Below are 22827 nucleotides of genomic sequence, written 5' to 3'. Positions count from 1 at the left end.
CTAGCTTCATGATCATGAGAGCCTCACTCGCCGTCCTCGCCGCTGCTCTGACGGTCGGTCTCGCGGTCCGAGCCCCGGTCGCCCTGGCCGACACCGGTTCCTCCGCCTCGGGTTCCGCCAGTGGTTCGGCGTCCGGATCGAGTGACCTGTGGCCCGTCCCCACCGCCTCCGCCGACCAGTTCACCTTCCTGCTGGCCTACAGCTTCGGCAACCGCATTCCCGCTGGCGCCGACCCCGCCCGCACCGAGGGCGACCCCGGACCGGTGAACGAAGCCCTCGCCGCCGCCGTGGTGGCAGCCCGCGGCACCCGCACCATCCCCGTCTACGCCCAAACCGTCATCGCCGACGTCCTGCGCACCCGCTACGGCATGACCGACGTCATCCCGATCGAGGCGGAGCGCCAACCCGACGGCACCCTGACCTACCTGTCCACCGACGGCGCCGCGAAAAAGGTTGCCGCACTGCGCGGCCCGTCCCGCGACACCGACACCGCCGGCGTCATCGCCTTCCAGGACCACCTGTGGCGCGCCACCTACACCTCCCGCGCCAACGGCTTCCACGCCTACGCCCCGGCCGGCATCACCATGCCCAGCCAATACGACCCCCAGTCCAGCCAACCCTGGACCACCTCCGCCCCCGTCTACCTCCCCGTCGACCTGGCCGGCCGAATCCCACTGCTACTGAACGGCACCGGCAGCAGCCACTGACCCACCACGGTTTTCCGGTCAGGAATTCCGGCGCACACCCCTTGACCTGTACGAACGGCCCGCGAAGCACCCGCACGGCTGATCTTTCAATCCTCCCTCGCTACCGTCGCCCCCGTGACGAACAACCCAGCCGCCACCGAAGCCACGACGCGCCGCGGCCTGCGCTGAACGCGGGTAGGGGAGGGCATCCGGTGGAGGGGACGCGGTTCGGCCGGTACCGGCTGCAGGAGCTGCTCGGTGAGGGCGGCATGGGGCAGGTGTACCGGGCCCACGACGATCAGACGGATCGGACGGTCGCGGTCAAGGTATTGCACTCGCACATGGCGGCCGATCCGGTGTTCCGGGAACGGTTCCAGCGGGAGGCGCGAGCCGCGGCGGGGCTCGGGCATCCGCATGTGGTGCCGATCTTCGACTACGGCGAGATCGAGGACCGGCTGTTCATCTGCATGCAGTTCGTCACCGGCGCCGGAGTGGATTCGCTACTGGCCGAGTCGGGGCCGATGCCGGTGGCGCGGGCGGTCGCGGTGGTGGCGCAGGCGGGTGAGGCGCTCGATGCCGCGCATGCGGTGGGGCTGGTGCATCGGGATGTGAAGCCCTCGAACTTGCTGATCACGGCAGGCGATTTCGTGTACCTGATCGATTTCGGGATCGCCCGGGCGGTGGGGGAGACCGGGCTGACCAGCACCGGTGCGACGATCGGCACCTTCGCCTACATGGCGCCGGAACGGTTCACCACGGGCACCGCCGACGCCCGCAGCGACGTGTACGCGCTGGCCTGCGTGCTGTACCAGTGCCTGACCGGCCGAACTCCTTACCCGGCAACCGCTCTGGAGCAGCAGATCGCCGCGCATCTGACCCAGCCGCCGCCCCGGCCGAGCGTGCTGCGCCCGCAGATCGGAACCGTCCTGGACGACGTCATCACGACCGGCATGGCCAAGGACCCCGACCAGCGCTACCAGACCGCGGGGGAACTGGCCGCAGCCTGCGTCGCGGCCGCCACGGCCGCGACGCCACCGGCCGAGACCGTGATCAATGCGGGGCAGGCGGTCGCGGACCTGCGGCGGAGGATTCCTAAGCCGGCACGGGTAGGAGTGATTGTCGCCGCCATGGTTCTGCTCGGCGCGGCCATCGCGGTCGGTGCGGTGTTCCTGAACGACCAATCCGGAAGCGACACAGCTCTTTCGACGTCCACGACGACACCGAATTCGACGACGGCAACCTCGAGCCCGGTCGCGCAGACCACCACAACCACGACGACCACAACGACGACGACGCAGCAGCCGATTCTGCCCGGCCCTGGAACGCATTGCGGCTCAGTGAATACCACGACCGGTATGGCCATCGATACCATGATCGACGCCGGAACCATTTCCTGCGCGACCGTGAAATCTGTTCTGTCCCAGTACTATCTGGATGTCAAGCTAGGCATGGCCGAGGGCAGTGGCGCGGCTGTCGGCGGAATTCCCGACGCCGGCGGAAGGTGGGACTGCATTTCCGAAACTGCCGCCAAGGGCGGAATGGCGCACTGCAGGCTCGGCTCGATCGAGATCTCCACCACCCGTTGACCGATCGCGGCGGATACGAAAGCGAGCGGGGCGGTGCGGACAGCTCGGCTTCCCGGACGGTGAACGGGCCGAGTACAGTCGCGCCTGGTCTGCTGCGGCGGCCGAGATCGCTGTTGTGAACGTTGTACGGGGTGCGTGTGCGGAAGAACTTGATCGGCTTGATCGTTGCTGGTCTGGCGGTTGGCCTGGTCGGTGGCTGTTCGGGGTCGGAGAGCAAGCCGGCGGGGATGTTCGATCCGTGTCAGGAGTTTTCGAAGAGTGCGCTTCGGAGTGCCGGGTATGACCCGGAGACTCGGAAGGATGTTCCGACCATCGGCGATTATTCGGTGAAGTGTCAGTTCACCTCGTTCAGTGGTCATGAGACTTTGTCGCTGGAGCATCCCAGTGTGGTGGCCCCGGTCCGGAGTTATGAGGCTTATCTGGCCGCGGCTCAGTCGGCTGTCGATCGTCCGGGCGGGCAGGCGCCGACTGTCACCAAAATCAATGGCCGGGACGCCTATGTCGGTCCGGAGACCATTCTGGGTTGTACGGTCAGCCTCCGGACCGCGACCGGGGTGATGACCGTCGAGGTCGCCTACGCCAATGGGAACACCTGCGTCGGCGCGCAAAACGCCGCGACCATTCTCGAACCGGGCATCGGCGCCCGCTGACCGCGACTAGGATTTCCCCAGTTCGTTTCGCCGAGTGAGACCGGAGCCGCACCGACCAGCCGCGAAGGACGATCACGCATGAGCAAACGCATCTTGAACGTCGTCACCAACGTCGGCCACTACGACGACCCGTCCCACCCGACCGGCCTGTGGCTGTCCGAACTCACCCACGCCTGGCACGTCTTCGAACGGCACGGATTCGAGCAGACCCTGGTCAGCCCGGCGGGTGGCCCCGTCCCCCTGGAGCCGCGGTCGCTGAAGTTCCCCAACTACGACCGGACCGCGAAAGCGTGGCGCGCCGACCCGGCCCGGATGGCGCTGCTCGACACCACCGCCGCCCCCGACCGGATCGATTCGGCCGACTACGACGCCATCTACTTCACCGGTGGCCACGCGGTGATGTACGACTTCCCCGACAGCGCGGGCCTGCAGCGCATCACGCGCGAGATCTTCGAACGCGGCGGCATCGTCGCCTCGGTCTGCCACGGCTACTGCGGCCTGCTCAACACCGAACTCTCCGACGGCTCCTACCTGGTCGCGGGCCGCAAACTCACCGGATTCGCCTGGCAGGAGGAAGTTCTCGCCCGCGTCGACGAGCTGGTGCCCTACAACGCCGAGGCGGAGATGAAGAAGCGTGGCGCGCTCTACGAGAAGGCGATGCTCCCGTTCGTCTCCTACGTCGTGGTCGACGGCAACCTGGTGACCGGCCAGAACCCCGGATCGGCCAAGGCGACCGCCCAGAAGATCGCCGCCCTGCTCTGACATCGGGCCCGTGGGTTCAGCCGGCCGTCCAGGGGCGCAGTTTCTCCGGGTTCCGGATCACCCAGATGCGGGTGATCCGGCCGTCGGCGATGTCGAAGGCGTAGACCGAGACGACGGCGCCGTCCACCTCCGCGACCAGGCCGGGCTGGCCGTTGACCGTGCGCTCGATGAGGGTCGTGGGCCCGCCGCGGGCGGCGATCTCCATCCAGGCGTCCGCGATCCGGTCGCGGCCGACGATCGGGTCGAGGAACGCGAGCACCAGACCGCCGCCGTCGGCGGTCGCGATCGCGCGCGGATCGAGCAGCCCGATCAACGCCTCGATATCCTTTGTCTCCCACGCTCGTTTGAAGTCCCGGACGATATCGGCGCGCTCGGTGCTCGACGGTGCCCGCGAGGTGTCGATGCGGCGGCGGGCACTGGAGGCGAGCTGGCGGCACGCCGCGGGGGTGCGCCCGACGATGTCGGCGACCTCGGCGAAGGAATACCGGAACACGTCGTGCAGGACGAACGCCACCCGCTCGGCGGGCGTCATGGAGTCCAGCACGACGAGGAAAGCCATGCTGATCGACTCGTCGAGGGTGACTCGGTCGGCGGGATCCGCGGACACCGGGCCCTCCAGCCAGTCGCCGCGGCCGGGCACCGGCTCCGGAATCCATTCGCCCACATAGCGTTCCCGCCGGGCGCGCGCCGAACCGAGCAGATCCAGGCAGATCCGGCTCGCGACGGTGGTCAGCCATGCGCCCGGCGCCGCGATCTCCTGCCGCTGCCGCTCCGACAGCGCGTACCAGCGCGCGTAGGTCTCCTGCACCACGTCCTCCGCCTCGGCCAGCGACCCCAGCAGCCGGTAGGCGAGGTTGATCAGCTGACGGCGTTCGTTCATCACCGCGGGCAGCTGCGGGTCGGTCATGGTCAGCTCCTTCGGTCTGCGTGCCACTCACCGATATCGACGAATCATCGACACAGAATGTGAGCGACGCGAAGCGTCTCGATCAGGGGTGGTGGTGGGGCGACGGGTGGGCGGAGGCGACCTGACATTCCGGACGGCTGCGTCGTCGGTGCATCCGAGACAGTTCCGGCCAACCAGGAGATCGTGACATGACCAGAATCGGCATCATCCTCGGCAGCACCCGGCCCAACCGCAACGGCGCCCAGGTCGCCCGCTGGGTCCTGGATGCGGCGTCGGCGCGCGGCGACGCCGACTACGAGTTGATCGACCTGCGCGACCACCCGCTCCCGCACTTCGACGAGTCCGTGCCTCCGATGTTCGGCCCCTCGGCGAATGCGCACACCCGCGCCTGGGCGGCCCGCGTCGCCCCCTTCGACGGCTTCGTGATCGTGACCCCGGAGTACAACGGCGGCTACCCGGGCGTCCTGAAGAACGCCCTCGACCACGTCTTCGCCGAATGGAACGACAAGGCGGTCGGATTCGTCTCCTACGGCGTGAACGGCGGCGCGCGGGCGGTCGTGCAGCTGCGCGCGGTCTGCAGCACCCTCGGCCTGGCCGATGTCGGCTACCAGGTCGGGATCTCGGTGCTCACCGATTTCGACAACAACACCTTCACCCCGACCCCGCCGCACACCGCGGCGCTGGGCAAGACCCTCGACCAGGTCCTCGCCTGGAGCGCCGCGCTCGCCCCGTTGCGCGCCGCGAACACCGCTCTCGTCAACTCCTAGGAGCCGATCATGAACGCATTCAACGACCTTCGGCCCACCACCGACCACGCCGCGGCCGAGGAAGCGGCGATCCGCCGACAGCTCGACGCCGTGATCGAGGCTCTGCGCACCGAAGACCTCGAGTCCCTGGGCCGCCTGTACACCACCGACGTCGTGTCCTTCGACGTCGAACCCCCGCTCCAACACGTCGGAACCGCAGCCAAACTCGCGAACTGGACAAAAGTGTTCCAGTTCTTCGAAACCGTGAACTACGAAATCCGCGACCTGACCCTGACCATCGGCGCCGATGTCGCCTACGGCCACGCCTTCGCCCGCCTCTCCGGCACCGCGAGATCCGGCGTCCCCGTCCCCGGCATGTGGGTCCGCGTCACCTACGGCCTGCGCAAACTCGGCGACACCTGGCTGATCGCCCACGACCAGGTCTCGGTCCCCCTCGACATCGCGACCGGCAAGGGCGTGGTCGACCTCCACCCCGACGAACACGCCCGCTGAGCATCGATGAATTCCGACCCCGTAGGCGGTCTACTCGACTATGAGGAAACTGATCTACGGGTTCGGCGTAACCCTGGACGGCTACATCAACGACCGCGACGGCAACATCGACTGGACCGACCCGGACGAGGAACTGCACCAGTTCCACAACGACAGATACCGCGACATCGACATCTCCCTACACGGCCGCCGCCTCTACGAACTGATGGCCGACTACTGGCCGCACGTCCCCGAAGACGCATCCCCCATCCTCCGCGAATTCGGCGCCCTGTGGACGGCCAAACCCAAGTTCGTCTTCTCCCGCACCCTCACCGAAGTCCAGTGGAACAGCACCCTGGTCAGCGCGAACGCAGTCGAGGAGGTCCGCAGACTCAAAACCGAAGGCGACGGCGTAATGGAAGTCGGCGGCGCCAACCTCGCAGCATCCCTGATCCCCCACGGCCTCATCGACGAGTACCAAATGTTCGTCTCACCGGTGGTCCTCGGCGGCGGCACCCCGATGTTCCCTTTGCTGGACAAGCGCATCCACCTCCGACTGGCAGAAACGAGGCACTTCGACACCGCAGTAATGCACCGCTACGTCACCATCTGAGCGTCGGTAGGTCAGGGAGTCGCCTGACTACAGTTGTCGTAAGCGTGTAGGGGGTTGAGGGTGGGGCGGCGGACTCATCGGCGAGGGGACTTCGCGGAGACGGTTGTTGTCTTGGCCGTGATGATGGTTGGGCTACTGGCGGGGGTTTGGATCGGTAAGGCGGTGCAGGCGGGGCACTGGGGGTTGGTCATTCCGCTGGGGGTGGTGGTGCTGGGGTGTGCCTGGGTTGTCGTGCCGCGCGTGCTCGCTGAGGTGTTAGGCAATCTCGCTCTCGCGCTGATGGTATTGACCGTGCCGGCGTTGCTGTTTCGCCGTGGGCGGCGGTGGTGGACACGGACGTGGAACCCGGTTCTGCAGCCTGTTGTCGAGGAAGTTCTGACAGGTGACCGCAGTCGAAAGCGACCTGATCGTGGCCCGAAAGGTGAACGGCCGAGGGCTATTCCGAGCGACCGGCGACGTTCGCTCCTGTCGGATCCCGAGGGTATGGGCCTGATCGTGCGCAGATCCGAGGCTGCCGGAAGGTCCGTGGCTGCCGACGAGTAGCTTTCGCCAATCGTTGGATAATCGCGCGTTCGGCCCCCTGTCCGGAAATCCGGACAGGGGGCCGAAAGTCGTCAGGTCAGTACCGGCTGAGCCCGCCGACCCCCGCCGGATTCCTGGGCTTCGCGGCGCCCTGTTGTCAGGCGCCGCACGCCTGGTGGCTGCTTCTCACACGAGTCTGCCGCCGCCGTCGACGTGCAGGGTGGTTCCGGTGAGGAACGGATTCGTCAGGGCCAGCAGGGCCGCGGCGGAAATGTCGGCGGCGGTCCCGACGCGGCGCGCGGGATTGCGGTCGGCGACGCTTCGGAAGAACGCCGCCTTGCCGGGACCGTCCCACACGCCCGAATCGACGATGCCTGGGGAGATCGCGTTGACGCGCAAGGGGGCCAGTTCTACCGCGAGGGCCTCGGCCAGGGTGGCGGCGGCCGCGTTGGTGGTGGCCATGACCACGCGCCCGGGCGTCGGTCGCCAGGCCGCGACGCCGGAGAACAGCAGCATCGCGCCGCCGGCGCGGAACCGGGGAGCGAAATGCTTGGCGAGCAGGATCGGTCCGATCACCTTGGCGTCGAAGGCGCGGTGCACGGCGTCGCGGTCCAGCTCGGTGATCGGGCCGTTGGCGTGGTCGGCGGCCAGCGATACCAGGAAGTCCAGCTCACCGACCCGCTCGGCCAGCGCCCGCACGGTGTCCTCGTCGGTCAGATCCAGCTCGGGGCGTCCGGCCGAAATCACTTGGGCGCCCTGGGCTGTCGCGTCCTCGGCGATTCGTCGGCCGATGCCGGATCCGGCGCCGATGATGACCATTGTCTTGTCCTGAAGTGTCGTCATGTCTGATTCAGCACCATGCGGGAAGCAGATCATCCCTTCGCTGAATGAATGTTTTCTATCTCTGCCATAGAATTCACGAATGTCTACCTTGCGCGCCCTGGAATGTCTGATCGCAGTCCTGGACGCGGGGTCGATCACCGAAGCCGCCGCGCTGCTGCACATGTCGCAACCGGCCCTGTCGCATCAGCTCGCCGCCCTCGAACGCGAGATCGGCGCACCGGTCGTCGAACGACTGCCGCGCGGGGTGCGCGCCACCGCCATCGGCCGCGCCGTCGAGGCCGACGCCCGCATGGCGTTGACCGCCGCCGCCCGGGTTGTCGACAGCGGTAAGGCGGTGGTCAGGGGAGAAGGCGGCGTATTGCGGCTGGCCTGCGCCGAAAGCCTCACCGCGAGCCTGCTGGCGCCCGTCCTGCGCACCTGGATTCGCCGCCACCCCGAGGTGCGCATTCAGCTCACCGAGACCACCAGCGCCGACGACCTCGTCCACCACCTCGAATCCGGCACCGCCGACCTCGCCCTCGGCCCCCGCCCGACCCGCTGGACCGGCGCATCGGAGCTCATCGGCCCCGAGGAAATCGTCGCCGTCCTCCCCGCCGGCCACCCCCTGTCCCACCGTGATCGCCTCAGCTTCAACGACTTACACGATCAACCCGTAGTCCACTATCACCCCGACAACGGCCTCGCCGGCTGGCTCGACACCGAAGCCGCCCGCCACGGCGTCCCCCTCGAGCCCGTCGTGCGCACCCGGCAAGCAAATACCGCAGCCCAACTCGCCGCATCCGGCCTCGGCATCGCCCTGGTCCCGACCACGGCTCTCGGCCCCGCCCTCCCCGCAACCCTGAAACACCTGCACCCGCCCTTGTCCCGCGACCTGTTCTGCCTGATCAGCACCCCCACCGACCCCCTGCTCCGCCGCTTCGTCTCCGACATCGTCGACCGCGGAGTCCCCCTCACCGCCTCGGTTCGAACAAAACTCGGCTGAACGACGAAGCCCCGCCTCGATGTCGAGGCGGGGCTTCGCGTTGTCGCGTCAGTTGTAGGACTTGGCGACGCCGTCGAGGAGGTGTTCGAGGGTGTCGTAGTCGGGTGGGGTGACCTGGTTGACGAGGTTGGCGTCGACCGGGATCTGGTGGGCGGTGGTGTTGTTGGTGAAGAGGGTGACGTCGGTGGGACGGAAGCCGTGGTCGGCGGCGAGGCGCTGGAGGTCGGGGTCGGTGGTGAGGAGTTTGCCCAGGCGGTCGCCCTTGTCGGTGAGGGGGACAACGGTGTGCTGGGACATGATGGTCGGCTTGGGATACATCAGGACGGTGTCGGGCTTGAGCTGGTTGTGGGCGGCGGCGTCGACGTATTGGGCTTCGTAGATCCAGGCCATGGGGACGGTGCCCATGCCGTTGGCGAGGTAGTCCTTGAAGGGGCCGTCGCTGCTGGATTCGGTGAAGCCCTGCCGGGTGAACAGGCGGGAGACCCGCGATACCGCGTAGTCCTCGGCTTTGGCGCCGCGCACGATGGTGTTGTCATTGGCGACGTAGGCGGTGACCGCCAGGTACATGGCCGCGGAGTTGGAGGTGCGCGGGTCGGTCGTGGAGACCAGGACGTTCTTGGGGACCGGGTAGGTCGAGTTGCCGTCCAGTTGATTCCACTGGACGCCCTTCTCCGCCAGCGACAGGTACTTCTCGACGTCGAAAGTCGTTGTCGCGCCGGGCTGTACGATGCCCGCCTGGGTCAGCAGGTCGGCGATCGGCTTGAAGGTGGCGATCGCCATGGGGGAGGAGAACGGCACATATTTGCCGCTCACGCCGCGCTGCCGCTGGATCCGCTCCGCCGCGGCCGCGCTGGACGGGAACGCGAAGTCGTACTTGCCCAGATCCACCGAGGTGGCGATCTGCCGCGAACCGGCGGGCTCCACCTCCACCCGCAAACCGTGCTTGCGCAGCGCGTCGGCCACCTTCGGATCGTCGAAGAACGCCGACTTCTCCGACCCCACCACCCCGTGCACCGTGGTCAGCGTGGGCGCGGCGGTGCCGCCACCGGACGGCGAATCCGATTGCTGCGCGGCCATCACCACGGCCAGCGCCGTCACCGCGACCACGCCCGCCGCCGCCACGCCCAGCACCCGCTTGTGCTCGACCAGCCGCGCCGGCACGAACCGTCCCGCCACCGCCGCGAACACACTCGAGGTGTCCGCCGGATGACCATCGGGCGAATTCGAGGTGCCGCTCTCGGCGACCGGCCCGGATTTCGCCGGATCGAGCTGCGCCGCACCATTCTTGGACCGCTTCGGATCCAATTCCCGACGCGCAATCCGTTCGACGAGAATCGGAACGAAATCTCGCACCGAATGCCCCTCGAACCGCTTGCGCACCGCACCCACCACAGCCTCGACCCGCTCCGCGGGATGCGCCTCGCCATAGTCGTCGACCAGGCGATTCGTCACCTCGCGTAGCGCCTTCTCCTCCCGCGCAGCCTTTTCTTCCCGCGCAGCACTGACCGCCACAGCATCTCCTGTCGACCTCGCACCGAATTTCGTTGCACGGCAGGAAAAATGCGAAAGGAGCCGCGCCGCACAGACCCTATCGATCCAGGGTTGTGTCCCGTGATCGAGAACGCGAACGGAAAGTGCGGACCCGGCGAATTCCCGGTAACCCTGCGGACCGGTTTCCCGGTATCGGTCAGGCCTGACCAGGGAAGGCGACCGTCACCGGGGCCGCGCCCAGGATGGACTGCCAAGTGGCAAGGCGCACAGCGCATTCGGTGAGCGCGTCGATCCCGGTGCGCCGCAGCCCCGGGTCGCCGGCGCGTTCCACGACCGCGCGCCAGCAGGCCGCGGTATCGGATTCGACGGTCACCGCGAGCTTGGCCGCGGGGATCGGATCGTTCACCGGGAACGGTGCGGTGTAGGCGGCCGCCGGTTCGGGAACCGTTGCGCCGCTTGCCTTCAGCGCGTCGATGGTGGCGTCGCGGCGGGCCCGGTGGGCGGCGGTGAATTCGGCCACCACCTTGTCCCGGTCGTGGTTGGCGTAGGCGGCGATGACGCCGTAGGCGTAGACAGCGGAGTATTCGGCGCTCAGGGCATCGATGAGCGCCTGCTGGTCGGCGGTGGTCATGCGAGAAGGACTCCTGCGTGGGTGGCACAGCAGGCGCTGATCGAGGCGAGCAGGCCGGCGCGGTATCCGGAAAGGGTGGCCGACAGGTCGGCGGACGAGCGCTGCGCCGCGCCGAGCTGGGTGCGCAGCGCAGCCACCGTCACCGGGGTGGTGACCGCGATCGCGGTGGGCGGCGGGGTGCGGCGGCTCGGGGTGGTGCCGTCGCCGTAAACGCCGATGGCGCGGTCGATTTCGGTGCGCAGCGCCTGGGCATGGGCGGTCCGCTGATCGGCGATGGTCTGCAGGACTCCGGCCCGGTCCGGCGCGGTGGCGATGGCCGCTTTCGCGGCGGCCGCGTCGGTCAGGGCGGAGGTCTCCTGGGCCAGCAGCGGGTCCGGCGCGGCCGGGGCTTCGTTCTTGGTGCACGCGGCGGTCGCGCCCACCGCGGCCACCGCCAGTGCGCCCCCACCGGCGAGCCGCAGCGCCGAACGCCGGTTCACCGGGCGGGAAATCCGGGTGGCGGAGGACCCGGTTCGGTCCGGCGGGACCGTGAGACCGACGACATCGGCCGGCTGGCCGCTCTGACTGCTGTGCACGGCATACATGGTGCCAGCCGTCGCGGACAGCTTGCTGCGCCAGGGCCGTCCGATAGGCTGTGAGCAGCAACGACGGGCAACCGTCATGGGCGCGTCGCTTTGGACACGCCGTGAGTGCCGCAGCGCCGACCATGCCGAACTTGGGCGGGTCGGCTGGTCCTTTACACTCTTTTCGCGCGTTACGCTAGATCTTCGGCACGGTAATTCGCCGAAACGACAACTCAACCAGTCACAACTGAACCAGGAGCCGCCCCATATGCCGATGCCGACCGAGGAAAGGGTGAGCCAGCTAGTTGCTGAGCTCGTCGAACGCCGAGGATTCGACCTCGAAGGCGTTGCGATTTCGGCTGCCGGTCCAGCGAGCAAGGTCAAGGTGACCGTCGACAGCGACGGATCCCCCGACCTGGACGCCGTGGCGGAGTTGAGCACCGAGATCTCGCAGACCCTCGATGACGCCGGTGACTTCGGCGAGACCCCGTATCTGCTCGAGATCACCACCCCCGGCATCGACCGGCCCCTCACCACCCTGCGGCACTGGCAGCGCGCGCAGGGTCGCAAGGTGAAGATCACCCTGAACCCCGGCGCCGAATCACCGGAGGAGAAGGGCAAGTCCACGTTCGAGGCCCGCGTCGGCGTCAGTACCGATACCGATGTCGCGCTGGTTCTCGGTGGCAAGCGGAAGCCACACCGGGTGACGGTGCCGCTGGCCGACATCCAATCGGCCGTCGTGCAAGTGGAATTCAGTCCACCGGGCGCGGCCGAGCTGGAGCTCGCGGGGGGAGTAGCGCCGGGCCGTCCCCAGCCCGGTGCCCAGGAGGACACCGACCTCGAAACAACAGAATCCGATTCACCGACCGAAGGGATCGTGGAATGAACATCGAAATCGAAGCCCTGCGCGCGATTGTCGCCGACAAGGGGATCTCGATGGAGACCGTGATCTCCGCGATCGAGTCCGCGCTGCTCACCGCCTACCGGCACACCGAGGGCCACCAGCCCACCGCCCGCATCGACATCAACCAGAAGACCGGTGTGGTGCGCGTGATGGCCCGCGAGGTCGACGCCGACGGCAATGTCATCTCCGAATGGGACGACACCCCCGAAGGTTTCGGCCGCATCGCCGCCACCACCGCCCGCCAGGTCGTGCTGCAGCGGCTGCGCGACGCCGAGAACGAGAAGTCCTTCGGCGAGTTCTCCACGCACGAGGGCGACATCGTCGGCGGTGTGGTGCAGCGCGATGCCCGCATGAACGCCCGCGGCACCATCGTGGTCCGCATCGGCTCCGAGGCGCACGGCGCGGAGGGTGTCATCCCGCCCGCCGAGCAGGTGCCGGGCGAGACCTACGAGCACGGCGACCGCATCAAGTGCTACGTGGTCGGCGTCTCCCGCGGCCCGCGCGGCCCGCAGATCACCCTCTCGCGCACCCACCCGAACCTGGTGCGCCGCCTGTTCGCGCTGGAGGTCCCCGAGATCGCCGACGGCTCGGTCGAGATCGTGGCCGTGGCGCGCGAGGCCGGGCACCGTTCCAAGATCGCGGTCCGGTCCACCGTCCCGGGCGTGAACGCCAAGGGCGCGTGCATCGGCCCGATGGGTCAGCGTGTGCGCAATGTCATGAGCGAGCTGGCCGGCGAGAAGATCGACATCATCGACTACGCCGAGGACCCGGCCGCCTTCGTCGGGAATGCGCTGTCCCCGTCGAAGGTTGTCTCGGTCACCATCGTGGACCCGGACGCGCGTGCCGCACGCGTGGTGGTTCCGGACTTCCAGCTCTCCCTGGCCATCGGCAAGGAGGGCCAGAATGCCCGCCTGGCGGCCCGGCTCACCGGTTGGCGGATCGATATTCGTTCCGACGCCGCGGCCGACACGCAGGGCGGCGCACGTCCCGCGGCGGCGGCCGGCGGTTCCGACTCACACCGGAGCTGACGCCGTCGGCAGCCGGGCTGATCTTGCTCGATCGGTCCGGCCCGGTCGGCCGATGAATTTGTGAAACAGACCCCCGGGATGACAGCTTGGTAACTTCCAAGGGGTACGGATGCGGAGATCGGGACGTGAGAGCGGTAGAGTGGACGCAGGCTCAGCGCGAGTCTTCGACTTCTCCGCGCGCCGAGCGGGTGTCAGCAAGATCGGCACCCGTCCGGACCTGCATCGGATGTCGCAGACGCGAGCTGGCTGTCGATCTGATGCGGGTCGTGGCGCAAGGGTCTGCCGAGAGTGGGCAAACCTTTGCGGTCGTTCCGGATCCGCGGCGCAGACTTCCCGGAAGGGGTGCTTGGTTGCACCCCTCTTCGGTTTGTCTGAGTCAAGCAGTTCGGCGCCGAGCGATCGGCAGAGCACTACGAGTGTCCGGACATCTGGATATCTCAGCCCTGGAGCATTACGTAGAGAACAGGCACGAGCACTCATGAGCACACCGTGAAGTCCCAGAAATGATCGGCCTTCGAAATTAGTCGAGGTCGCGCGGACGCCCCGCTGTAATGCGGGCTGTCACGCTCGGCCTCTGAGTGAGGAGAGCAGTGGCAGGCAAGGCCCGCGTGCACGAGTTGGCTAAAGAACTCGGTGTCACGAGCAAAGAACTACTCGCACGGCTCAAGGAGCAGGGCGAGTTCGTGAAGTCGGCGAGCTCGACGGTGGAAGCACCCGTCGCGCGCCGACTGCGGGAGTCGCTCGCACCCAAGAGCGCCCCCGCCGGTGGATCCGCCAAGCCGGCGGCCCCCAAGCCCAGTGGTGACAGCACCCCGCGTCCGGCTGCCAAGCCGGCGACTCCGGGTGCCGGTCCCCGTCCCGGCCCGCGTCCGACCCCGGCGGCTCCGGCCCCCGCGGCTCCGGCGCCGGCCCCCGCCCCGGCTCCGCAGGTGGCTCCGGCCGCCCGCGCCGAGTCTCCGGCCGCCGCGGCCACCCCGGCCGCTCCTGCAGCGCGTCCGGCCCCGGCTCCGGGTCCCAAGCCCGCCGTTCGTGAAACCCCTGCTCCCGCAGCGGCTTCCGCGCCGGCGACCCCGTCCGCTCCGGCTCCGCAGGCCCCGCGTCAGGATGCTCCGCGTCCGGCGCAGGCGCAGGGTGGCGCTCCGGCGCAGGGCAGTGCCCCGCGTCCGGGTGGCCCGAAGCCGGGTCCGAAGCCGCCGCGCGTCGGTAACAACCCCTTCTCTTCGGCACCGGAACGTCCGGCGCCGCGTCCGGCCCCGCGTCCGGGTCAGGGCGGCCAGGGTCAGGGCGGTCCGCGCCCCGGCCAGGGTGGCCCGCGTCCGGGTCAGCCGCAGGGCGGCCCGCGTCCGGGTCCGGGTCAGGGCGGTCCCCGTCCGGCTCCGGGTCAGGGCGGTCCGCGTCCGGGTCCCGGTCAGGGTGGTCCGCGTCCGGCTGCTGCCGGTCAGGGCGGTCCCCGTCCCGGTGGTCCGCGTCCCAGCCCCGGTTCGATGCCGCCTCGGCCGAACCCGGGTGCCATGCCCGCGCGCGCTCAGCGTCCGGCCGGTCCGGGTGGCGCAGGCCGTCCGGCGCGTCCGGGTGGTCCGGGCGGTGCCGGCGGCGGTCGCCCCGGTGGCGGTGGCGGCGGTTACCGCGGTGGCGGCGCTCCCGGTGCGGGTGGCGGCGCTGGTGCGGGTGCCGGTGCCGGTAACACGGGTGCTCCCGGTGGTTTCCGGGGTCGTCCCGGTGGTGGCGGCGGTGGCCGTCCCGGTTCCGGTGGCGGTCGCGGCGGTGCCGCGGGTGCGTTCGGACGTCCGGGTGGCGCTCCGCGTCGTGGCCGTAAGTCGAAGCGGGCGAAGCGCGCCGAGTACGAGAACCAGCAGGCTCCGATCGCCGGTGGCGTGCGGCTGCCCCGCGGCAACGGCGAGATCGTTCGCCTCGCCCGCGGCGCCTCGCTGTCGGACTTCGCCGAGAAGATCGGCGCCAACCCGGCTTCGCTGGTGCAGGCGTTGTTCAACCTCGGTGAGATGGTCACCGCGACCCAGTCGGTGAACGAGGAGACCCTCGAGCTGCTGGGTTCGGAGATGAACTACGTCGTGCACGTGGTCTCCCCGGAGGACGAGGACCGCGAGCTGCTCGCCAACTTCGACCTCACCTACGGCGAGGACGACGGCGACGAGGAAGACCTGCAGGTCCGTCCGCCGGTCGTGACCGTCATGGGTCACGTCGACCACGGTAAGACCCGACTGCTGGACACCATCCGTAAGGCCAACGTCCGTGAGGGCGAGGCCGGCGGTATCACCCAGCACATCGGCGCCTACCAGGTCGAGGCCGAGGTCAACGGCGAAGAGCGCACCATCACCTTCATCGACACCCCCGGTCACGAGGCGTTCACCGCCATGCGTGCCCGTGGTGCGAAGGCCACCGATATCGCGATCCTCGTGGTCGCGGCCGACGACGGCGTCATGCCGCAGACGGTGGAGGCCATCAACCACGCGCAGGCCGCGGATGTGCCGATCGTGGTGGCGGTCAACAAGATCGATAAGGAAGGCGCGAATCCGCAGAAGATTCGCCAGCAGCTGACCGAATACGGTCTGGTGGCCGAGGAATACGGTGGCGACACCATGTTCGTCGACATCTCCGCCAAGCAGGGCACCAACATCGAGTCGCTGCTCGAGGCCGTGGTCCTGACCGCGGACGCCTCGCTGGATCTGCGGGCGAACCCGGACATGGACGCGCAGGGTGTGGCCATCGAGGCCCACCTCGACCGCGGCCGTGGCCCGGTGGCGACCGTGCTCATCCAGCGCGGCACGCTGCGGGTCGGCGACTCGATCGTGGCGGGTGACGCCTACGGTCGTGTCCGCCGCATGGTCGACGAGCACGGCGACGACGTCGTGGCGGCCATGCCGTCGCGGCCCGTCCAGGTCATCGGTTTCACCTCGGTGCCCGGCGCCGGCGACAACCTGCTCGTGGTCGAGGAAGACCGCATCGCGCGTCAGATCGCCGACCGCCGCAACGCTCGCAAGCGCAACGCTCTGGCCGCGCGCAGCCGCAAGCGGATCTCCCTGGAAGATCTGGATGCCGCTCTGAAGGAGACTTCGGAGCTGAACCTGATCCTCAAGGGCGACAACTCCGGTACCGTCGAGGCCCTCGAAGAGGCGCTGCTCGGTATCGATGTCGGCGACGAGGTGCGTCTGCGCGTCATCGACCGCGGTGTCGGTGGCGTCACCGAGACCAACGTCAACCTGGCGTCGGCCTCCAACGCGATCATCATCGGCTTCAACGTCCGTGCCGAGGGCAAGGCGACCGAGCTGGCGAACCGCGAAGGCGTGGACATCCGCTACTACTCGGTCATCTACCAGGCGATCGACGAGATCGAGAAGGCCCTCAAGGGTCTGCTCAAGCCGATCTACGAGGAGCACGAGCTGGGCCGCGCGGAGATCCGCCAGGTCTTCCGTTCCTCCAAGTTCGGCAACATCGCGGGTTGCTGGGTGCTGTCGGGTTCGGTCAAGCGCAACGCCAAGGCGCGCCTGATCCGCGACAACGTGGTGATCACCGAGACCACCATCCAGTCGCTGCGTCGCGAGAAGGATGACGTGACCGAGGTCCGCGAAGGCTACGAATGTGGTCTGACCGTCGGGTACAACGACATCAAGGAAGGCGACATCGTCGAGGCCTACGAGCTGCGGGAGAAGCCGCGCGACTAGGCAGTAGCAGTACGCGATCCCGCCGGGCCTTCGGGTCCGGCGGGGTTGTGCCCGTGTTTTATGTTATGACCCAGCCTTTCCGGGTAACTGTGCGCGCATTCCCCGGGGCGCGTTCATATGACTGAAAAGATGTTTTTCGGAGCGCTCGAGTTCGATATCTTGCTCGGTGATGTGCATTCACTGAAAGAGAAGCGCTCTGTCATCCGCCCGATCCTCGCGGACCTGAAACGGTTCGACGTGAGTGTGACCGAGGGCGGAGATCATGACCGTTATCGACGGACCTTGCTCGGTGTGGCAATGGCCAGCTACGGCATGAACCACCTGACCGAGGTGCTGGACAAATGTGAACGGCACGTCGCCAACCGTCCGGAGTTAGAGTTGCTGTCGGTACGCCGGCGCATCTTCGGACCCGAAGACTGAAGAAGTGAGGAGCGCTCGTCATGGCTGATCAAGCCCGAGCACGCCGACTCGCGAAGCGCATCTCGTCCATCGTCGCAACGGCGATCGAGTACGAGATCAAGGATCCGCGACTGCGGTTCGTCACCATCACCGACGCCAAGGTGACCGGTGACCTACGCGAGGCGACTGTTTTTTATACCGTCATGGGTGAAACCCTCGACGCCGAACCCGATTACGCGGAGGCCGCGGCCGGTCTGAAGGCCGCCGCCGGCATCCTGCGTTCCAAGGTCGGCGCGGGCACCGGGGTGAAGTTCACCCCCACGCTGGCCTTCAAGCTCGACACCGTGCCCGAGGCGGCGCGGGAGATGGACGAGCTGCTGTCCAAGGCTCGCGCCGTGGACGCCCGGGTGGCCCAGGTAGCCGTCGGCGCCAGCTACGCCGGCGACGAGGACCCGTACAAGAGCGACGAGGACGAAGACGACGACGAAGCCTGACCCGCGGTGACCCCCGTCGATGTCACTCCGGCCGTCGAGATTCTCGACGCCGCGAAATCGGTGACCATCCTGTGCCACATCCAGCCCGATGCCGATACCGTCGGCAGCGGGCTGGCGTTGGCGCAGGTGCTGCGTCGGCGCGGGGTTCCCGTCGTCGTCTGCTTCGCCGAGCCGGACCGCTTGCCGGTCTCCATGCGTTCGCTGCCCGGCACCGAGCTGCTGGTGTCGCCGGATCAGGTTCCGGCCGAGGTGGACGTGCTGGTCACGGTGGACTGCGGCAGCGCCGATCGCCTCGGCGTGCTGCGTGACCGATTGGCCGGGGCCGGGACCACATTGGTGATCGACCATCACCGTTCGAACACTCGCTTCGGCGCGGTGAACGTCGTCGACGAGGCGGCCGAGTCGACCGCGGGTGTCATCGCCCGCATTCTGGATGCCTGGTCCGAGCCGCTCGACCGGAACATCGCGCATTGCCTCTACGCCGGATTGGTCACCGACACAGGCTCTTTCAAATGGGTGCGCCCCGGTTCGCACACCCTCGCCGAGCGTCTGCTGGCCACCGGAATCGACGGTGCGGCCATCACCCGCACCCTGATGGACACGCATCCCTTCGCGTGGCTGCCCATGTTGTCGCGGGTGCTGGGGTCGGCGCAGCTGCTGCCCGACGCCGCCGGCGGCGCGGGCCTGGTCTACGCGGTGGTCCGGCGCGAGGACACCGAGGCCGTCCGGTCCGAGGAGGTGGAGAGTGTCATCGATCTGATCCGCACCGCCGCCGAGGCTCAGGTGGCGGCTGTCTTCAAGGAGTCTCGCACCGAGCCGGGCCGCTGGACGGTGTCGCTGCGTTCGCATGCCAATGCCGACGGCAGCCCCGGTGTCGATGTCGCTCGTGTGGCGGTCGGCCTGGGTGGCGGCGGGCATCGCTATGCGGCCGGGTACAGCGCGATCGGTGATCAGGACGATCTGGTCGAGACGCTGAAAGCGCGTTTGGGTGACTGAGGTCACCGTTCTGGTAACCCGTGAATCGTCGCACCGGCGGCCTCGCCGGGTGCGGTAACCGCGGGCCGCGGATTGCGTTGTGCCCCTGGCTTGTTCGGCTCCTCGCGGGGCTCGGGCCAGCGATCATCGCGGTTTGCTATCAATTTGCGGGGTTGGCAGACTCCGGGGACCACGTCGTCCTCGGTGAATCCCCGGGGAGCAATCCACCCCCGGGAGTCACCCAGTCATGGTTCGAGCCACCCGCCTCGCCCTGGCGCTGGCGGTCACCACCGCGATCGCCGCCTCCACCGCCGCAACCGCCGTCGCCGCCGAACCGGCCGTGCCGAGCGGATCTGCCGGCATCGTCGCGCCCGCCGAAACCGGTGCCGCGCGCGCCCTCACCCCGGCCGAGCACGCCGAACTGGTCGCCCTGTCCGACCCCTCCACCGTCACCGACCTGCACGACGGTCAGCGCCGCATGGAGCGTGTCGCCGAGATCCTGTCCGGCACGCAGGACCGCCGGGGTATCTTCGCGATCTTCTACCGCGATATCCTGCGCGACGCGAACCCCGTTCTGGACCAGGGCGACTTCGACGACCCGGAGTGGGCCCGCGCGGTCAGCGCCGAGTTCTTCCGCATCTACCTGGTGAACCTGCACGCCCACCTGACCGGCGGCACCGTGTCTCCGGAATGGACGCGCTACTACGACCTGGCCGCCGACCCGTCCCGCTCGGCCGGCCGCGTTGCCGCCGCTGCTCTCGACGCGCACCTGCACATCGACTTCCCGGAGGCCATCGCCGCCACCGGCACTCGCGCCGACCACGCCCGCGACTTCTTCGCCCTCGGCGACTCGCTGATCGCGACCACCAACAACATCACCGCCGACCTGGACGCCGTGTACGGCGCGAAGCTGGCCGATTTCTTCCACGCCTACTGCGTGGGCCCGGCCGTCGACTCGGTGCTGGGGGAGAACACCACCAGCTATGTCATGTTCCAGAGCATGCGCGGCATCTCCTTCGCCAATGGCCTGGCGCTCGGTACCCCGGCCCTGCGTGACGCGGCCGCGGTGGAAATAGGCGTCATGTACGACACGGCCGAGACGGTATTCGACGGTCTCGAGGCCGCGAACCTGATCTGACCACGGGCCGTTCCGGATGATGCACGGGCGCAATCGCATTGAGTGATTGCGCCCGTGGTGCGTGATCACCCTGCCGTATACGCAGGTCTGTGGTAACAGTAGATACGACATCAATCCCCCGCCGACGGCGTGCCGGGGGAACCGTCCGGGGGCTCCGCGCGAATACGCTTGATGACAAGGACGTTTCAGCATTCTCGACGTGGGCGAAGGCATGCGCGACCGCGTTCGCGGGACTCCCGATACCCGTGAGGAATTCCCATGGCGTCCACAGTTCTGCCCCGCGTCGCCCGCCGTCTCGGCACCTATCGCTGGGTCATGCACGGATCCGGCACCATTCTCGCGTCCGACCGCCTGGTCCGCCGCGCCACCCGGGGCCGCCACGGCGTCCTCGATATCGCCGGCCTGCCGTCCCTCGAACTGACCGTGGTCGGCCGCAAGACCGGCCTGCCGCGCACCACCTCCCTGCTCTACGTCCCGAACGACGACAGCATCCTGCTGATCGGATCCAATTGGGGCAGTACCGAACACCCGTCCTGGTCGGCGAACCTGCGCTCGGCCGCCACCGCCGTCGTCCACGTCGGCGGCCAGCGTTTCCCGGTCACCGTCACCCAGATCACCGGCGTGGAACGAAAACGCGCCTGGGACACCGCCGTCGAATTCTGGCCCGGCTACGAAATGGAACACGACCTCTCCGGCGGCCGCACCTTCCGCGTCTTCGAACTCCACCCCGTCCACCCGACCCCACCCCGCATGGCCGCCATCCGCGGCACCACCCCATCCCGCCCTCGCTCCCCATACGCTCGTCCCGCGCTCGCGGCAGCCGCCGTCACCGTTGCGGCCTTGTGGTGGCGTTCCCGCCGCGATTGAAACCGCAGCCTCCCCGCCATGTTCCGGGGACCCGCAGCCTGCGGCCTGAGGGGGAGTCCGGCCTCCGGCGGGCGTTGCCACACACGCGACTTCGCGGTGGTGCGCCCGCGAACGACCGGGCACTCGAGTCCTCAGGGCCACGCTGGCGGGCCGTGTCAGTGATTGACCGACGGTCCAGTCCGCATGCTCAAATGCGGACATGCGCATCTAACGTTGGCCACCGGCGCGTCGGCACGCTGTTCGAGGCGCCGCACGTGAGCAAACACCGCCGGGACCAGGGCGTGAGCGGATAGCCGGCGGTTCGCTCGTTGCAGTCGAGCCGACAGTCGATGGGCTCGCGATTCGAACCATATATTTGCCGCTCAGAGCCCTCGGTGGCCGGTTCGGCCACATCCCATATGGGATGGTGGGCGCATGAGCGGTGCGGAGGTCGTGGCAGACGGCGGGGAGGATCCGGGATCTCGGGCAGCGTCGCGAGGGGCGTCGGCGGCGAGCGAGCAAGCGGCCAGGAGTGCGCGGGCTCTGGCGCGGGGTGCGGAGGCGGCGGGTGCGGGGCCGCGGCGGATTCTCGGGATTGCGGTGCCGACGCTGGGGGTGTTGGTCGCCGAGCCGATCTACCTGCTGTTCGACATGGCGGTGGTGGGGCGGTTGGGGGCGTTGGCGCTGGCCGGGCTGGCGGTGGGCGGTTTGATTCTGGCGCAGGTCAGTTCGCAGTTGACGTTTCTGAGTTATGGGACGACGGCGCGGGCGGCGCGGCGGCACGGGGCGGGGGATGAGCGCGGGGCCGTGGTGGAGGGGGTGCAGGCCAGTTGGATCGCGGTGGGGGTGGGGCTGGCGATCGTGGTGGTGGTGCAGGTGTTCGCGGGGCCGATTACTCGGGCCATCGCGGGCGGGTCCGATATTGCCGACAAGGCGGAGTCGTGGGTGCGGATCGCGTTGTTCGGGGTGCCGTTGATCTTGCTGTCGATGGCGGGCAATGGGTGGATGCGCGGGGTGCAGCAGACGCGGCGGCCGTTGCTGTATGTGATTGCGGGGCTGGTGGTTTCGGGAGTGCTGTGCCCGACGCTGGTGCACGGGCTGCTGGGCGCGCCGCGGCTGGAGCTGGAAGGGTCGGCGGTCGCCAACCTGGCGGGGCAGTCGGTGTCGGGCGTGTTGTTCGTGCGGGCGCTGTGGAAGGCGCATGTGCCGGTCGCGCCGCATTTCGAGATCATGAAGGCGCAGCTGGTGCTGGGCCGGGATCTGATCGTGCGCAGCTTGGCGTTCCAGGCGTCGTTCGTGTCGGCGGCGGCGGTGGCCGCGCGGTTCGGGGCGGCGTCGGTGGCGGCGCATCAGCTGGTGCTGCAACTGTGGAACTTTTTGTCCCTGACGCTGGATTCGCTGGCCATTGCCGCGCAGACGCTGGTCGGGGCGGCGCTCGGGGCCGGGAATGCGCGCGGGGCACAGGGGTTGGCGCGCCGGCTCACGGCGTGGTCGACGGTGTTCGCGATGGTGCTGGCCGTGTTCTTCGCGGCCGGTCACTCGGTGATCCCGCGCCTGTTCACCGACGACCCCGCCGTGCTGGATCGCACCAATGTGGTGTGGTGGTTCTTCGTCGCGATCATCCCGATCGGCGGTGTGGTCTTCGCTCTCGATGGCGTTCTGCTGGGCGCGGGTGACGCCGCCTTCCTGCGCAATGCCACCCTCGGCTCGGCCCTGCTGGGCTTCCTCCCGATGATCTGGCTGTCCCTCGAATTCGATTGGGGCATCGGCGGAATCTGGACCGGCCTGGTCGCCTTCCTGATCCTGCGCCTGATCGCGGTGTCGTGGCGGGCGCTGTCCGGCCGCTGGGCCCGAGTCGGGGCCGACGTGCCGGGGCGGATGTCGTAATC

At 68.5% G+C, this 22827-nt stretch carries 23 protein-coding genes; 18 read left to right on the top strand and 5 right to left on the bottom strand.

All coding sequences use genetic code 11. The features are described 5' to 3' along the window. Window positions 1-14 precede the first annotated feature (14 nt). The 4 genes from ACYVKL_RS25790 to ACYVKL_RS25775 all read left to right on the top strand — a co-directional run bounded on the left by ACYVKL_RS25790 (window position 15) and on the right by ACYVKL_RS25775 (window position 3684). Window positions 15-707: a hypothetical protein gene (locus ACYVKL_RS25790; protein ID WP_379171570.1), complete on the top strand. Its 693-nt coding sequence runs from the start codon at window positions 15-17 to the stop codon at window positions 705-707. A 191-nt stretch (window positions 708-898) separates the two neighbouring features. Continuing rightward, window positions 899-2272 carry a serine/threonine-protein kinase gene (locus ACYVKL_RS25785; RefSeq protein WP_379171568.1) on the top strand — a complete coding sequence of 458 codons (1374 nt, stop codon included), beginning with the start codon at window positions 899-901 and terminating at the stop codon, window positions 2270-2272. 137 nt (window positions 2273-2409) lie between these two features. Next, the gene (locus ACYVKL_RS25780) at window positions 2410-2922 is read left to right on the top strand and encodes a hypothetical protein (RefSeq protein WP_379171566.1); all 513 of its coding nucleotides are present in this window, start codon (window positions 2410-2412) and stop codon (window positions 2920-2922) included. Window positions 2923-3000: 78 nt separating this feature from the next. After that, window positions 3001-3684 (top strand): type 1 glutamine amidotransferase domain-containing protein, encoded by a 684-nt coding sequence (locus tag ACYVKL_RS25775; protein ID WP_379171564.1) that lies wholly within the window; start codon window positions 3001-3003, stop codon window positions 3682-3684. Window positions 3685-3700: 16 nt separating this feature from the next. Here ACYVKL_RS25775 and sigJ read toward each other — a convergent pair whose 3' ends face one another. After that, window positions 3701-4591 (bottom strand): RNA polymerase sigma factor SigJ, encoded by an 891-nt coding sequence (gene sigJ / locus ACYVKL_RS25770; protein WP_357193968.1) that lies wholly within the window; start codon window positions 4589-4591, stop codon window positions 3701-3703. 188 nt (window positions 4592-4779) lie between these two features. Between sigJ and ACYVKL_RS25765 the strand changes: the two genes are divergently transcribed. The 3 genes from ACYVKL_RS25765 to ACYVKL_RS25755 are packed head-to-tail and all read left to right on the top strand — an operon-like array spanning window position 4780 to window position 6442. After that, on the top strand, window positions 4780-5358 hold the full coding sequence (locus tag ACYVKL_RS25765) for an NADPH-dependent FMN reductase (RefSeq protein ID WP_379171562.1): 579 nt from the start codon (window positions 4780-4782) through the stop codon (window positions 5356-5358). A gap of 9 nt (window positions 5359-5367) precedes the next feature. Then, window positions 5368-5850: a YybH family protein gene (locus ACYVKL_RS25760; RefSeq protein ID WP_379171560.1), complete on the top strand. Its 483-nt coding sequence runs from the start codon at window positions 5368-5370 to the stop codon at window positions 5848-5850. 40 nt (window positions 5851-5890) lie between these two features. Beyond that, complete coding sequence (locus ACYVKL_RS25755) at window positions 5891-6442, top strand: dihydrofolate reductase family protein (RefSeq protein ID WP_379171558.1); 552 nt, start codon at window positions 5891-5893, stop codon at window positions 6440-6442. Window positions 6443-7150: 708 nt separating this feature from the next. On the opposite strand, the gene ACYVKL_RS25750 is transcribed toward ACYVKL_RS25755, so the two are convergent. Continuing rightward, a complete protein-coding gene (locus tag ACYVKL_RS25750) occupies window positions 7151-7807 on the bottom strand; it encodes an SDR family oxidoreductase (protein ID WP_379171556.1) in 657 nt (218 codons plus the stop codon). Window positions 7808-7886: 79 nt separating this feature from the next. On the opposite strand from ACYVKL_RS25750, the gene ACYVKL_RS25745 reads away from it, so the two are divergent. Beyond that, on the top strand, window positions 7887-8789 hold the full coding sequence (locus ACYVKL_RS25745) for a LysR family transcriptional regulator (RefSeq protein ID WP_379171554.1): 903 nt from the start codon (window positions 7887-7889) through the stop codon (window positions 8787-8789). Between the two features lie 48 nt (window positions 8790-8837). On the opposite strand, the gene ACYVKL_RS25740 is transcribed toward ACYVKL_RS25745, so the two are convergent. The 3 genes from ACYVKL_RS25740 to ACYVKL_RS25730 form a co-directional block, all read right to left on the bottom strand. Further along, window positions 8838-10301: a three-helix bundle dimerization domain-containing protein gene (locus ACYVKL_RS25740; RefSeq protein ID WP_379171551.1), complete on the bottom strand. Its 1464-nt coding sequence runs from the start codon at window positions 10299-10301 to the stop codon at window positions 8838-8840. A 175-nt stretch (window positions 10302-10476) separates the two neighbouring features. Further along, window positions 10477-10911, bottom strand: coding sequence for a ferritin-like domain-containing protein (locus tag ACYVKL_RS25735; protein WP_379171549.1), 435 nt, complete (start codon window positions 10909-10911; stop codon window positions 10477-10479). Beyond that, on the bottom strand, window positions 10908-11486 hold the full coding sequence (locus tag ACYVKL_RS25730; RefSeq protein WP_379171547.1) for a hypothetical protein: 579 nt from the start codon (window positions 11484-11486) through the stop codon (window positions 10908-10910). The genes ACYVKL_RS25735 and ACYVKL_RS25730 overlap by 4 nt, the downstream gene beginning before the upstream one ends. Window positions 11487-11493: 7 nt before the next feature. Between ACYVKL_RS25730 and rimP the strand changes: the two genes are divergently transcribed. From rimP to ACYVKL_RS25680, 10 genes are all read left to right on the top strand, one after another. Continuing rightward, window positions 11494-12360, top strand: a complete 867-nt coding sequence (rimP, locus tag ACYVKL_RS25725) for a ribosome maturation factor RimP (protein WP_379171544.1) — start codon at window positions 11494-11496, stop codon at window positions 12358-12360. Further along, complete coding sequence (gene nusA / locus ACYVKL_RS25720; protein WP_213556886.1) at window positions 12357-13406, top strand: transcription termination factor NusA; 1050 nt, start codon at window positions 12357-12359, stop codon at window positions 13404-13406. Before rimP ends, nusA begins: the two co-directional genes overlap by 4 nt. A gap of 188 nt (window positions 13407-13594) precedes the next feature. Then, entirely contained in the window at window positions 13595-13888 is a 294-nt protein-coding gene (locus tag ACYVKL_RS25715; RefSeq protein WP_357195869.1) for a YlxR family protein, read from the top strand. Window positions 13889-13996: 108 nt separating this feature from the next. Continuing rightward, the gene (infB, locus tag ACYVKL_RS25710) at window positions 13997-17086 is read left to right on the top strand and encodes a translation initiation factor IF-2 (RefSeq protein ID WP_379171542.1); all 3090 of its coding nucleotides are present in this window, start codon (window positions 13997-13999) and stop codon (window positions 17084-17086) included. A 129-nt stretch (window positions 17087-17215) separates the two neighbouring features. Further along, entirely contained in the window at window positions 17216-17506 is a 291-nt protein-coding gene (locus ACYVKL_RS25705) for a DUF503 domain-containing protein (RefSeq protein ID WP_213561342.1), read from the top strand. A gap of 20 nt (window positions 17507-17526) precedes the next feature. After that, window positions 17527-17979, top strand: a complete 453-nt coding sequence (gene rbfA, locus ACYVKL_RS25700) for a 30S ribosome-binding factor RbfA (protein ID WP_379171540.1) — start codon at window positions 17527-17529, stop codon at window positions 17977-17979. Window positions 17980-17985: 6 nt separating this feature from the next. Beyond that, window positions 17986-18975, top strand: coding sequence for a DHH family phosphoesterase (locus ACYVKL_RS25695; RefSeq protein WP_379171537.1), 990 nt, complete (start codon window positions 17986-17988; stop codon window positions 18973-18975). A gap of 226 nt (window positions 18976-19201) precedes the next feature. Then, window positions 19202-20092, top strand: coding sequence for a DUF5995 family protein (locus ACYVKL_RS25690; RefSeq protein WP_379171536.1), 891 nt, complete (start codon window positions 19202-19204; stop codon window positions 20090-20092). Window positions 20093-20350: 258 nt separating this feature from the next. Further along, complete coding sequence (locus ACYVKL_RS25685; RefSeq protein WP_379171534.1) at window positions 20351-20959, top strand: nitroreductase family deazaflavin-dependent oxidoreductase; 609 nt, start codon at window positions 20351-20353, stop codon at window positions 20957-20959. Window positions 20960-21373: 414 nt separating this feature from the next. Then, window positions 21374-22825: an MATE family efflux transporter gene (locus tag ACYVKL_RS25680; protein WP_379171532.1), complete on the top strand. Its 1452-nt coding sequence runs from the start codon at window positions 21374-21376 to the stop codon at window positions 22823-22825. The last annotated feature ends 2 nt before the right edge of the window (window positions 22826-22827 follow it).

It is taken from the genome of Nocardia tengchongensis, assembly GCF_054781395.1.
The sequence above is the reverse complement of the archived record's forward strand: the minus strand, read 5'-3'. Positions and strand labels throughout refer to the sequence as shown.

Coding starts and splice junctions, on each gene's coding strand:
- ACYVKL_RS25790 (WP_379171570.1), top strand. CDS start 15: ATGAGAGCCTCACTCGCCGTCCTCGCCGCTGCTCTGACGGTCGGTCTC.
- ACYVKL_RS25775 (WP_379171564.1), top strand. CDS start 3,001: ATGAGCAAACGCATCTTGAACGTCGTCACCAACGTCGGCCACTACGAC.
- sigJ (WP_357193968.1), bottom strand. CDS start 4,591: ATGACCGACCCGCAGCTGCCCGCGGTGATGAACGAACGCCGTCAGCTG.
- ACYVKL_RS25765 (WP_379171562.1), top strand. CDS start 4,780: ATGACCAGAATCGGCATCATCCTCGGCAGCACCCGGCCCAACCGCAAC.
- ACYVKL_RS25760 (WP_379171560.1), top strand. CDS start 5,368: ATGAACGCATTCAACGACCTTCGGCCCACCACCGACCACGCCGCGGCC.
- ACYVKL_RS25755 (WP_379171558.1), top strand. CDS start 5,891: ATGAGGAAACTGATCTACGGGTTCGGCGTAACCCTGGACGGCTACATC.
- ACYVKL_RS25750 (WP_379171556.1), bottom strand. CDS start 7,807: ATGACGACACTTCAGGACAAGACAATGGTCATCATCGGCGCCGGATCC.
- ACYVKL_RS25745 (WP_379171554.1), top strand. CDS start 7,887: ATGTCTACCTTGCGCGCCCTGGAATGTCTGATCGCAGTCCTGGACGCG.
- ACYVKL_RS25735 (WP_379171549.1), bottom strand. CDS start 10,911: ATGACCACCGCCGACCAGCAGGCGCTCATCGATGCCCTGAGCGCCGAA.
- rimP (WP_379171544.1), top strand. CDS start 11,494: ATGGTGCCAGCCGTCGCGGACAGCTTGCTGCGCCAGGGCCGTCCGATA.
- nusA (WP_213556886.1), top strand. CDS start 12,357: ATGAACATCGAAATCGAAGCCCTGCGCGCGATTGTCGCCGACAAGGGG.
- ACYVKL_RS25705 (WP_213561342.1), top strand. CDS start 17,216: ATGTTTTTCGGAGCGCTCGAGTTCGATATCTTGCTCGGTGATGTGCAT.
- rbfA (WP_379171540.1), top strand. CDS start 17,527: ATGGCTGATCAAGCCCGAGCACGCCGACTCGCGAAGCGCATCTCGTCC.
- ACYVKL_RS25690 (WP_379171536.1), top strand. CDS start 19,202: ATGGTTCGAGCCACCCGCCTCGCCCTGGCGCTGGCGGTCACCACCGCG.
- ACYVKL_RS25685 (WP_379171534.1), top strand. CDS start 20,351: ATGGCGTCCACAGTTCTGCCCCGCGTCGCCCGCCGTCTCGGCACCTAT.
- ACYVKL_RS25680 (WP_379171532.1), top strand. CDS start 21,374: ATGAGCGGTGCGGAGGTCGTGGCAGACGGCGGGGAGGATCCGGGATCT.